Raw genomic sequence first — 12,095 nt, 5'->3', positions numbered from 1 at the left:
CGTTTTATTTTTTTGTAAGGTTGTATACCTAAAATGGGAAATTTATATTATAATATGACTGTAGCAAATTTTGAATGGGGATAGTCTTATGTTAGGTAATCTGATCAAGAATGCAAATTATACGAAAGAAGATCACCTCGCGACGAATCGTTTAAAAGAATTAGTGGTGGTATTGCGAAATCGTGAAATCATGCATGGGCTGACTCCAGAAAAATTGCGCATGATTTTAGAAGATTTGGGACCAACCTTTGTGAAATTAGGGCAGGTTATGTCAATGCGGCCGGATTTTCTGCCGCAGGAATATTGTGATGAATTGGTCAAATTGCAGACAGAGGTCAAACCTTTGCCCTTTACAACCATTCAAATCGTCATTGAGGAAGAATATAAAACAAAATGGACGAAAGTTTTCCAATCCATTGATGAACAAGTCCTGGGATCGGCGTCGATTGCTCAGGTGCATCGTGCTGTCTTAAAAACTGGTGAAAAAGTCGTGATTAAGGTTCAAAGACCGGGAATCTATGATGTAATGTCCAAAGATATTGTCTTGCTGCGGCGTGCTGCGACTATTTTGAAGGTTATCAGTGAATCAAGTGGTCTGATTGATTTTAACAGGATACTAGACGAGATGTGGGCGATCGCCAAGCAAGAGATGGATTTTTTGATGGAGTCAAATCATAATGATGAATTTCGTCAATGCAATAGTGATATCGATTATGTAACCTGCCCCATCGTCAATCGACAATTGACTACTTCACGTATTCTTGTAATGGAATATATCGATGGAATACAAATCGATAAAATCAATGAAATTAAAGCTTTAGGCTATGACATCAATGATATCGGAAAAAAATTGGGCGAAAATTATGTAAAACAAATTATTGATGACGGTTATTTTCACGCCGATCCCCACCCTGGGAATATTTGGATTCGATCTGGAAAGATTGTTTGGCTTGATCTTGGCATGATGGGAAGATTGTCAACGCGCGATCGTGCGGCACTCAAAAAAGCAGTTTTTGCTGTTGTCAATAATGATACATATGAGATGAAGGCCGCAGTTTTAGCCTTAGGGGTTCCAAAAGAGCGTATTAATCATACGCGGTTATACGAAGATATCGATGCAATGATGAATGAATATGTTGGCTTGGATTTTACAAGTCTGCATTTAGGTCCGCTGGCTCGTAAAATTTTAGCCATTTTGAGTCGGCATAAAATTGCGATCGTACCAGGAATTAGTATGTTTGCTCGTGGCGTCGTTACGATTGAAGGCGTTATGCGAATTTGTTGCCCGGATGTCCATTTTGTTGAGATTTTTGCGACCCATATGCAGGCTGATTTTCGTAAGAATTTTGATCTGCGCGAAGAGATAGAAAAAGCAAAACGAGATGGTTACAACCTATTGCGCAAGTCGATGCGCCTGCCGGAACAAGTATCGGATATTCTAAAAATGACGATGAGTGGGCAGACAAAAGTGAATTTTGATCTTACGGGATCAGAAGAACCGCTGCGACAGGTTGATAAGATGATCAATAAATTGATTGTTGGTATTATTAGTTCGGCACTGCTTTTAGGCTCAAGCATCATTTGCACGACACAGATGACGCCCAAAATTATGGAAATTCCACTGTTAGGCGTTTTTGGTTATATAGCAGCACTCATACTGTGTACGCGACTGGTATTTAGTATTATGAAAAAGAAATAATAAAGAAAGTGGCAGGTGAATGTATGCAGGAGTTTAAACAATATAAAACCGTATTTTTTGATCTGGATGGGACTCTGACGGATTCGAAAATTGGCATAATTCGATGTTTACAATATTCTTTAGAAAAATTTGGTATCGAAGAAAATGATATCGAAAAGCTGACACGCTGTATTGGACCGTCGCTTTCGTTTACGTACCAGCAGTGGTATGGGTTGACGGCCGATCAGGCAAGGCAGGGAACCGAGTATTATCGAGAACGCTTTGAAAAAGAAGGCATCCGGGAGAATTTACTGTATGATGGCGTACTACCTTTACTGGAAACACTGAAAAATATGGGAAAAACCATTGTTTTGGCAACGGCTAAACCAACGGTACATGCAAAACAAATTCTTCAGTATCACAAAATAGATTCCTATTTTACGGAAGTTTGTGGCAGCAATCTTGATGGAACACGTGAGGATAAGGGGGCTGTGATTGAGTTTGCTTTATCAAAATTAGAACAGGTAAATAAACAGCAGATTGTTATGATTGGTGACCGCAAACATGATGTGATCGGAGCTAAGGAAAATGGATTAGCTTCCGTTGCCGTGGCATACGGCTATGGCACGGAGACCGAGCTGATGGAAGCAGCTCCAAATAAAATCGTGTATTCTGTGGATGAGATACGGCAAATGTTTGTCGATTGATTTGAGTAAATGAGGAGGGCTATGTTTTGCAAGGCATCAGAGGAGCAATTACAGTCGAAAAAAATGATAAAAATGAAATTTTTCTGGCTGTTGAGAATTTATTGAATGAAATGGTAACCTTAAATCAGATTGAAACGGAAGATATTGGAGCGGCACTTTTTAGTGCGACCGATGACATTACGGCAGCTTTTCCAGCGGCGGCAGCTCGCAAACTTGGTTGGGAATTTGTACCACTTTTTGATGCGAGGCAGATGGAAGTTGAAGACAGTTTAGAAAAGTGCATTCGTGTGCTTTTATTAGTCAATACGGAGAAAAAGCAGAAGGAAATACACCATGTGTATTTGGGAAAAGCAGTCTGTCTTCGACCTGATTTGACAAATAAATAAGAGAAAGCAGGAAAATAAACGTAATGAAGCAAGAAATGATTCATCCAGTAGATGAGAAACCGTCCTTAGTGAAAATGCTAATCTATGGATTTCAGCATGTTTTAGCGATGTATGCAGGGGCGGTAGCTGTTCCGCTTGTGCTAGCTAGTGCAATTCATCTTGATAAAGAACAATTGATTTATTTAATTAATGCAGATTTGTTTACGTGTGGCATTGCAACTTTAATCCAAACATTAGGTCTGGGGCCTAAAATTGGGTCTAAATTACCGATTGTACAGGGGTGTACATTTGGTGCGGTAACCACAATGATTATGATTGGCGGAGCACATGGACTCCGCGGGATTTACGGCTCAGCGATGGTGGCGGGTCTTGTAACTTTCCTTATTAGTACATATTTTAGTAAGATGCTGCGGTTTTTTCCACCAGTAGTGACGGGTTCCGTTATTACGATCATGGGAATTTCTTTATTGCCAGTTGCTGTAATGTGGGCTGGCGGCGGCAATCCTGCGGCACCAGAGTATTGTGATCCATCTTTAATCTTTTTGGCAGCGATTGTTTTAGCAATTGTTCTATTTTTCTATCGTTGTTTTACCGGGTTTTGGAGTAATATTGCAGTGCTTTTGGGTTTAGTAAGTGGTACCTTTATTGCGATACCTTTAGGGCTGACTGATTTTTCATCAGTTGGACAGGCAGCTTTTTTTGGCGTTACTACCCCCTTTGCTTTTGGCTGGCCTATTTTTGATCCAGCATCTATTTTTGCAATGACGGTTGTCATGTTGGTGACGATGGCAGAAACAACGGGGGATGTCATGGCTGTAGGAGAAATTGTCGATAAACCGATCAATGAAAAACTACTGGCAAAAGCACTTCGTGCGGATGGTTTTTCAACAATTTTGGGTGGGATTTTTAATGCTTTCCCGTATACGGCGTTTGCCCAAAATATTGGTTTGATCAGTTTGACTGGAGTTAGGAGCCGGTTTGTTGTTGCTATGGCGGGATGTCTTCTCATGATTTTAGGCCTTTTCCCTAAAATGGCAGCAGTCGTTGCATCTATTCCAAATTCTGTTTTGGGTGGTGCTGGCGTTGCGATGTTTGGTATGGTGGCGGCAAGCGGGATCAAAACATTGTCAAAAGTTGATTTTGATGACAGTTATAATATGATGGTGGTTGCAATTAGCATCGGGGTGGCACTGATTCCAGTTGCGATGCCAACATTTTATAATAAATTTCCTGAGTGGTCGCAGCTCATTTTAAATAGTGGTATTACAGTCGGTAGTGTTATGGCCGTTGTTTTGAATGCGATTTTAAATGGAGCTGAAAAAAATACGACGGAAATAGCCCAAAAAGAATATTTATAATAGGGAGAGATAATATTATGAAAAAAATAATTTCAACGGATCAGGCTCCAGCAGCGATTGGTCCATATTCTCAGGCGATAAAAACAAATGGCAGCTTGCTTTTTGTTTCGGGGCAGATTCCCCTTGATCCAAAGACGGGAAATATTGTCGAAGGTGGTATTGTTGTGCAGACAACACGTGTACTTGATAGCCTGAAAGCTATCTTAACAGCTGCTGACTGCACGCTGGATTCTGTAATAAAAACCACGGTTTATTTGAAAAACATGGGTGATTTTGCTACCGTAAACGAAGTCTATGCAAAATATTTCACACAAAATTGCCCAGCTCGTGTTTGTATTGAAGTGGCAAATTTACCGAAAGATGCTTTAGTGGAAATCGATGTTATTGCAGCTGCTGCTGAATAGATTGTAGTTTTTAATTAAAAAACGCTGATAACACAATGTGTTATCAGCGTTTTTTTAAAGGTCAATTATTTTTTGTGTGATTTCAGCTAATTGCGTCTTATTTGGGATATTTTCTAAACGAATTTTGTCGAGGCAGATCGTAAACCCGCACTTTTTCAGTTCTTCTTCAACCTGTGCAATACTTTGTCCGCCCCAGCCATACGAACCAAAAGCAAATGCTTGTCGGTTTTTTGGAGAGAGACCACGCAGATAACAAAGGAATTCAGCAACGGTAGGCATCATCATATTATTTAAAGTTGGTGAGCCAACAGCGATATATTTACTTGTGAGAACTTCGGTAACAATATCAGAAATATGATTTACTTTTAAATCATATAACTTTGTTTCAATACCTTTCACAATAAAAGCTTCTGCAATCGCGGTAGCCATGATTTCGGTTGAATGCCACATGCTGTCAAAGACGACAACAGCACCGGTTTCTGGAACAGCGGTACTCCACTCTTTATAGCCAGCAAGAATTTCTTTTACATGAGAGCGCCAGTTGACGCCATGACCAGTTGCGATCATTTCTACATCGAGACCTGATACAGTTTTATAAGCTATTTCAGCTTGACGACCATAAAGCATTAGGATGTTGGCATAATATTTCTTTGCTTCTTCCATCACTTGTGAAATAGGACATTCATCGTCAAAACGACCGCTCGTTGCATAATGTTGACCAAATGCGTCATTCGAGAAGAGAATTTTTTCTTCGGGGCAGTAGGTAATCATACTGTCCGGCCAGTGAAGCATTGGCGTTGTGACAAATTGTAAGGTTCTGGTACCGATGCTAATTGTATCACCGGCTTTAACACCCTGATATTTATACTCGCCATAATAAGATTTTAATCCTTTGAGTCCATGTGGGAGACTGGTAACAACGGTTGCGTTTGGACAATACTTCATAACGGCAGGAATTGCTCCTGAATGATCGCGTTCCAAATGGCTGGAAATTAAATAGTCAATTTTTGACGGATCAATAATCGATGAAACACGCTGCATGAGTTCATCGGTAAAGCCTTCTTTGACGGTATCAATGAGCGTTATTTTTTCGTCGATAATCAGATATGCATTATACGTTGAACCACGGCTGGTTTCATATCCATGAAAATTCCGCAAAGCCCAATCAATGGCACCAACCCAATAAATTCCTTGTTTCATTTCAATTGCTTGCATCATAGATCACCCTTCTTATCACAATAATTAATCTTACTTAAACATAATTCTAATTATAATTGTAATACGATTTATTTTTAAATACAATGATATTTAAAAATAATACACCTTGGTTCGTGAAATTAATATAAAATATAGCATTACAGGGAATTTTCCACAGGAAGTGTTTGTTCATCAGCTTGTTTCGTTATAGCAGGCCAGACCTGATTGATCGTTTGGGCCATGATTTTTTTACCGACTACATCGAGATGCAGTCCATCAAGGGCTAAACCATCACTTAATATCCCATTATGACACGGCAAGGCGGCTGCAATGTCGATGTAGACTTGGCTGCGAATATATTGATTGACTAGATTCATTTGGTTTTGCCAATCGGGAGCCGAATTTTCACCAAAGACTTTTTTGATGTTTTCTGGATTAATAGGAGGTAAAGTCAAAAAAATCGGTTTAATATTGTTTTTTAAACATTTGATTTTGATGGTTTCCAGATTGTAAATGACCGAATCGGCGGAATAACCACCACGTAGACTGTTGGTGCCGCCCATGATAATCAAATAATGGGGATGAAATGGCAGGACATCACGATCAAAACGATCCATCAGGGCTTCACTTGTATCGCCGCTCAGTGCCAAATTGATTACAGGAAAATTTAGATAGGTTTCATAACTATATTCCCAGTCCGCTGGTCCGTATGACATATGCCCGCCGCCATGGGTAATACTGTCGCCATAAACTGCGGTCTGCCAGGCTGAGGCGGGTGTAACAGTAAAGGAATCTGCCTTAGAATAGACACCAATCGGCTTGCCCATAGCATCTAGACTGCGGACTCGCCAGTAAAAAGGTTTAGACGAAGAACGTGGCTGTTTATCATAATAATCGCATAGTTTCGTGGTAAAAGCCGCAATGCGATAGCGAGAAGGCGTAATGCCATCATGATTTTCTGGCGGTGCGGAAAGTAGTTCAATTTCAAATTGTTTTGCACCAGTATTTGGAATCCAGCTATATACTGGATAAAGCAAAGTGGTCCCATTGCCTTGGTTATAACGTGCCGTTAAAATAGGTGCTTTCATATTTTCTTTGGCAGTATCCGTATAGAGTGCTTCGGGTACAGAGAAAAGGCTGATTGGATTTCCATCATAATCGATGGCTCGCACGCGCCAATATAGAGCCTGCTTGCCCAATAATTCTGGGGCGAATTTATATAGTGGCGGGTTATAACCATTGCTGTAGATGCTGCGTGAAAAATAAATATGATCCCGCGAAAGCTGTGTGTTTTGCAGATCATCGGGTAAAGTGGTAAAAAATTCGACTTCATACTTTACGGCATTGAGGTTTTTCGTCCATGTGAGTAAAGGTGAACAGGAAGCAGGATTATTTTTGTCATAATGTGATGTTATCCTTGGAGCTGTTTCCCACTGCTTCGTATAGGCTTTTAAATTTTGGTTTTCTTCGGTTGTTATGTCATGTCTGGGAATATCTTGATCCATCGCTAGAACCAACGGTGTTTTAATCGAAAAAATACTTATTATACTGACAATACTTAAAATAAAAATTTTTTCTTTTCGGTTCAACATCAAACTACCTTCTTTTTTTCATTTTCATTGTTTATCATAGCATTATAGGTATAGGTCTACAAGCAGCAAATCTTTTTCGTTGTTGAAAAATTAGCTATAGCTAAGATGTATACATTATAAGGATCGGAGGGGGAGCTCAAATTACGGTTACTGTCTAGTAAATTCCATAAAATAGAATTTACTAGACAGTATAGGCTAAATGCAGTACTATTCATATAAATAGGAATTATAAATTATAGAGAGTCACGAAAAATTGATGAGGCAGATTTTGGATTCACTGTAGTAAAATTTTGATTTGGTAAAAAGAAGGGACCGGGAGAATGAAGTATAACTTTTTTGTGCAAAATAAAAAAAGTAAAAATATTCTAATTGTTAGTGTTTTTATCCTTGTTTGTTTGAGTATTTTTGGTATCTATCGTTTATCCGTACAGAATGTTGTTGTGTCTAAAAAAAATGTTCAAACTACAGTGATGGTTGCTGCAGTTACGCGTACTGATTTAATTAAAACAATATCTTTGGTTGGGCAGACGCTGCCACAGGCACAAGTTGATATTGCTGCAAAATATCAGGGCAAAGTGAATACAGTCAATGTAGAATTGGGACAGGTAGTTACACCTGGGCAGATTCTAGTTGTTCAGGATACCGGCGATGCCGATATTTCTATTGGACAAAATCAAGCATCCTATCAGCAGGCTTCTGCCGATGCAATGACAACGGCTTCAACGGTAAATGCGAATTATGATAAAGTGCAGGCCGATTATGATAAAGCCTTGGCAAGTTATCGCCGCAATAAACAAGTTTTTGATGTTGGAGGCATATCGCTTGAGGAGTTTGAAACAAGTCAGCAGGCATTGGCTGATGCAAAAGCAAATTTGGATGTAATTGCAAACCAAATGAATCAAGGTGTACCGGCTTCGATTGTATCCGCACAGGCGAATGCTCAAAAAGCACAGACTACAATTGCCGCAGCGCAAAAACAACGGGATGATCTAGTATTGAGAGCACCACGGGCTGGCATAATTGGTTATCGGCAAGTGGAAGCTGGCGACATTGTTTCGCAGGGACAAAAATTATTGAGTATTTATGATAATCGAAAACTGTATGTTGATTGTCAGGTCTCTGAACAAGATTTAGCAGCGTTCTCTATTGGCATGAATGTAGATGTAGGTATTGAATCGATTGGTCAGAGTATTGCAGGACAAGTTATCTATATTAGTCCCAGTGTTGATACGACGAATTTAACCTATACCGTGAGAGTTTTGATTGATAATGAAGCTGGAACCTTAAAAAGTGGCATGTTTACGCGGTCTATTCTAAATACAGTACTGCGTCCGAATACCTTGGTTATTAGTAAAGATGCATTGCTCGAAAAAAATGGTGAACAATATGTATTTGTTGTTGATGATAAGAATGCAGTGCATCAACGAACTGTTAAAATTGGGGCGCGTGGTGATGCAACCGTAGAAATTTTATCAGGGCTTGACGAGGGGGAACAAGTAGCAACAAATAATTTGTCACGGTTAAGAGAAGGCATGACGATTTTGCCAGCGAGTGATGAAGCAGGTGACAGTAATTGAATTTAACACGTTATGCCATCAAGAAACCAATCGGTATATCAATGATTGTTCTGCTGTTCGTTGTTTTAGGACTTTATAGTTTTTATCGCATTGGCGTAGAACTTTTACCAGCTATCAATATACCTTATGTTACGGTCACCGTAAATTATCCAGGGGCGGGTACGGAAGAAATTGAACAAGATGTAATCAAGCCATTAGAAAATTCACTTTCTTCGTTATCGAACTTAAAACATATGACAGCCGTGGCTCGTCCAGAAAAAGCGCAAATTACGTTGGAATTTGAATTTTGGGCGAATGTAGATACCTCGGCGATTGATGCCACCCAGTATGTAAATTCAGTGTTGAATAAATTGCCGACGGGCATAAAAACACCTACCGTTATTAAGCGCGATGTCAATGCTTCACCAATCATGGAAATCTCAGTTATGGCAGATAAACCATTAGGTGATGTTTATACGGTGGCGAATGATGTTTTTGTCGAACGACTGCAACGAGCAAGTGGTGTCTCCGATGTACAGCTCGACGGCGGGCGGGATAAAGAAATTGCGGTAGAGGTTGATAAAGATAAATTAGCCTACTTTGATATTGCCTTGAATCAAATCGCAACTCGAATTGATCAGGAAAATGTATTGACACCGGCAGGGTCTGTATTTAATAATAAACAGGAAACAAATGTTCGATTGGCGGCGCAGTTCAGCTCTCCCTCTGAGCTTGAATCAATCCATCTTGCCAATAGTAAAAATGTAGCGATTCCGCTTAGCAGTCTGGCTACGGTACGTGAACAAGACAAGCGGGTAACGCGTTATGCCAGAACCAATGGACAGGATGTTGTTTCTTTATCTGTTTATAAAAACAGCAATGCAAATATTGTTGAAACAGCGAAAGCGACAATGGCACAATTGGCTTCTTTACGTAGTGAATACCCAGAATACCAATTTGTAATTATTACGAATTCGGCAACGTATGTAGATGATTCTTTGCACAATACATTAGAAGCGTTAATTGAAGGTTTATGTACAACTGGTTTGATTTTATTCCTCTTTTTAAGAGGCTGGAGATCGACCGTTGCTGTCTTGATTGCCATTCCAACCTCGTTAATTACGACGTTTTTTGTGATGTATATGGCAGGGTTTACGTTTAATATGCTGTCACTCATGGGAATGTCATTATGTATCGGGATTTTGGTGGATGACTCGATTGTGGTTTTAGAAAATATTCACCGGCATTTGGCGATGGGCAAGTCTTCCGATGTTGCAGCTGAAGATGGGCGGAGTGAGATCGGTATGGCGGCGATTGTTATCACGCTGTGCGATGTTGTTGTATTTATGCCAATTGCCTTTATGACAGGTATGACAGGACAGTTTTTCCGTCAATTTGGTCTAACGATCGTTTTTGCGACATTGTGTTCCTTATTTGTATCCTTTACCTTAACACCGATGCTTGCATCTAAATTTTATAAAAATGGCTTGTCTGAACCGACAGGAGTCTTTTGGGATCAACTCGCTCGAATGGAGCAGGGATTAATTAACGCTTACGAACGTTTTCTGCGTTGGAGTTTGCATCATCCAAAAAAAATAATCATCTCAGTTACGATTATCTTTTTTGCATCTTTAGCGTTATATTACCCTACCGGGATCATTGGCGGCGAATATATGCCAAAAACGGATGAAGGTAGTTTTCGAATCTCCGTTCAATTCCCAGTTGGTCAAAATATAGATACAACAAATGTTATGGTCAGGGATATTGAAACCTATTTGACGCAAATCCCTGAAGTTACGAATTATTTATCCAGTGTGGGGCAACCAGCCGGAAATTATGGCGGGGTTAGTGTGCAAATGGTTGACCGAAAAGACAGGGATAAAACAGTTTGGCAAGTTACCGATGAAGTGCGGCAATTTTTAAAAACAAAATTTCCGCAGGCCGTAGCACAGGTGAATGAAACGCAAAGTTCAATGCCAGGGGTTTCGGGCGGAACTGGAACTGGTGGCGGTGGCGGCGGAAATTCTGCACCGGTACAGATTGAAATTCGCGGTTCAAACTTAGAATCAATTGTCAAAGCTTCTTATTATGTGCAAGATGTTTTGAATAAAATCGATGGAATTAAAGATGTTCGCAGTTCGTATACAGAAGGTGCACCGGAACTTCGTTTAATGGTGGACCGTGAAAAATTGAAATTTTTCAATACATCAGCGAACGATGTACAAAATGTATTTTCTGGAGCCATTACAGGAACGCTGGCTGGGTATCTGGTCAATGATCCCAATAATGATGGGCAGGATACCGACATTTATGTCCGTCTAAAAGATAGTGATGGTTATAAAGCTTCGGATATACGTTCTATACCCGTTAAGACGAATACAGGTTTTGTAAAAGTTGGCGATGTAGCCTCGGTTGAAGATAAAGTGGGTCCGGTTATGCTGCGCCGTGTTGATAAGCAAGAGTCCATCAATATCGCCGCGAATATTACGGATCGGCAGCTGCAGGCTGTACTCGATGATATAGCTAAAAATATTAGTTCTAAAGAATTGGGCAACAATGTAACATATCGGTTTATCGGACAGGCTGATAATATGAATAGCACCTTTACCGAAATGGGACAGGCACTGCTATTATCACTTCTCTTAGTGTATATGCTATTGGCGACACTTTATGAATCGGTATCTACACCGGCTATTCGGATGCTTTCTCTGCCATTTGGCTTGATTGGGTCACTTGTTTTCTTAGCGATTACCCATAATTCCATCAATCTTTATTCTTTAATTGGTATATTGGTTATGGATGGACTGGTATCGAAAAATGGTACATTACTGCTCGATTATACATTAACATTAATGGAGCGTGGTAAAACAGCTGAACAGGCAATCATTGAAGCTGGTAAAACAAGGCTGAAGCCTATTTTTATGACAACAATCACGATGATTACGGGGATGCTGCCAACGGCTCTGGCTATTACACCTGGAGCTGAAACCAGAGTTAGTATGGCCTGGGTCGTAATCGGTGGGTTATTGTCTTCCACCTTTTTCACCTTGATTGCAATTCCAATTGTTTTTTTGTATTTTGAGAATCATGATATTTCACCTTGGCATATCATACGGGCTTTCTATAAGAAAATACGAGCCTTGCTGAAAATTTAACAAAAATATGCCTTGCCGACTATCATTTGAGCCGGTAGGGCATATTTTTATTATTTTAATTT

Annotated in this window: 9 protein-coding genes; 7 read left to right on the top strand and 2 right to left on the bottom strand. The window is 39.9% G+C overall.

Going from position 1 to position 12,095, the window contains the following annotated elements:
* The first annotated feature begins 88 nt into the window (after positions 1-88).
* From F606_RS0114160 to F606_RS0114140, 5 genes are read left to right on the top strand one after another with little or no spacing between them, the layout of a single operon-like run.
* Positions 89-1,699 (top strand): ABC1 kinase family protein, encoded by a 1,611-nt coding sequence (locus F606_RS0114160; RefSeq protein ID WP_019554543.1) that lies wholly within the window; start codon positions 89-91, stop codon positions 1,697-1,699.
* A gap of 23 nt (positions 1,700-1,722) precedes the next feature.
* Positions 1,723-2,385 (top strand): HAD hydrolase-like protein, encoded by a 663-nt coding sequence (locus F606_RS0114155; protein ID WP_019554542.1) that lies wholly within the window; start codon positions 1,723-1,725, stop codon positions 2,383-2,385.
* Between the two features lie 26 nt (positions 2,386-2,411).
* Entirely contained in the window at positions 2,412-2,771 is a 360-nt protein-coding gene (aroH, locus tag F606_RS0114150; protein ID WP_019554541.1) for a chorismate mutase, read from the top strand.
* Positions 2,772-2,794: 23 nt separating this feature from the next.
* A complete protein-coding gene (locus F606_RS0114145) occupies positions 2,795-4,129 on the top strand; it encodes a nucleobase:cation symporter-2 family protein (RefSeq protein WP_019554540.1) in 1,335 nt (444 codons plus the stop codon).
* A 17-nt stretch (positions 4,130-4,146) separates the two neighbouring features.
* The gene (locus F606_RS0114140) at positions 4,147-4,533 is read left to right on the top strand and encodes a RidA family protein (RefSeq protein WP_019554539.1); all 387 of its coding nucleotides are present in this window, start codon (positions 4,147-4,149) and stop codon (positions 4,531-4,533) included.
* Positions 4,534-4,587: 54 nt separating this feature from the next.
* On the opposite strand, the gene F606_RS0114135 is transcribed toward F606_RS0114140, so the two are convergent.
* Both F606_RS0114135 and F606_RS21205 read right to left on the bottom strand, forming a co-directional pair.
* Entirely contained in the window at positions 4,588-5,748 is a 1,161-nt protein-coding gene (locus F606_RS0114135) for an FprA family A-type flavoprotein (protein ID WP_026329406.1), read from the bottom strand.
* A 140-nt stretch (positions 5,749-5,888) separates the two neighbouring features.
* Positions 5,889-7,322: a GDSL-type esterase/lipase family protein gene (locus tag F606_RS21205; RefSeq protein WP_019554537.1), complete on the bottom strand. Its 1,434-nt coding sequence runs from the start codon at positions 7,320-7,322 to the stop codon at positions 5,889-5,891.
* A 320-nt stretch (positions 7,323-7,642) separates the two neighbouring features.
* Here F606_RS21205 and F606_RS0114125 point away from each other — a divergent pair, with 320 nt between their 5' ends.
* Together F606_RS0114125 and F606_RS0114120 are read left to right on the top strand one after the other, a co-directional pair.
* Positions 7,643-8,899 (top strand): efflux RND transporter periplasmic adaptor subunit, encoded by a 1,257-nt coding sequence (locus F606_RS0114125; protein ID WP_019554536.1) that lies wholly within the window; start codon positions 7,643-7,645, stop codon positions 8,897-8,899.
* Positions 8,896-12,033, top strand: coding sequence for an efflux RND transporter permease subunit (locus F606_RS0114120; RefSeq protein WP_019554535.1), 3,138 nt, complete (start codon positions 8,896-8,898; stop codon positions 12,031-12,033). Before F606_RS0114125 ends, F606_RS0114120 begins: the two co-directional genes overlap by 4 nt.
* The last annotated feature ends 62 nt before the right edge of the window (positions 12,034-12,095 follow it).

This window comes from Propionispira raffinosivorans DSM 20765, from assembly GCF_000381065.1.
Taxonomy (GTDB): Bacteria; Bacillota; Negativicutes; order Selenomonadales; family Selenomonadaceae; genus Propionispira; species Propionispira raffinosivorans.
The sequence above is the reverse complement of the archived record's forward strand: the minus strand, read 5'-3'. Positions and strand labels throughout refer to the sequence as shown.

Bases quoted from the DNA above. Each gene is read 5' to 3' on its own strand.
- F606_RS0114140 (WP_019554539.1), top strand. From the start codon at position 4,147: ATGAAAAAAATAATTTCAACGGATCAGGCTCCAGCAGCGATTGGTCCA.
- F606_RS0114155 (WP_019554542.1), top strand. From the start codon at position 1,723: ATGCAGGAGTTTAAACAATATAAAACCGTATTTTTTGATCTGGATGGG.
- F606_RS0114135 (WP_026329406.1), bottom strand. From the start codon at position 5,748: ATGCAAGCAATTGAAATGAAACAAGGAATTTATTGGGTTGGTGCCATT.
- F606_RS0114125 (WP_019554536.1), top strand. From the start codon at position 7,643: ATGAAGTATAACTTTTTTGTGCAAAATAAAAAAAGTAAAAATATTCTA.
- F606_RS0114160 (WP_019554543.1), top strand. From the start codon at position 89: ATGTTAGGTAATCTGATCAAGAATGCAAATTATACGAAAGAAGATCAC.
- F606_RS21205 (WP_019554537.1), bottom strand. From the start codon at position 7,322: ATGTTGAACCGAAAAGAAAAAATTTTTATTTTAAGTATTGTCAGTATA.
- F606_RS0114145 (WP_019554540.1), top strand. From the start codon at position 2,795: ATGAAGCAAGAAATGATTCATCCAGTAGATGAGAAACCGTCCTTAGTG.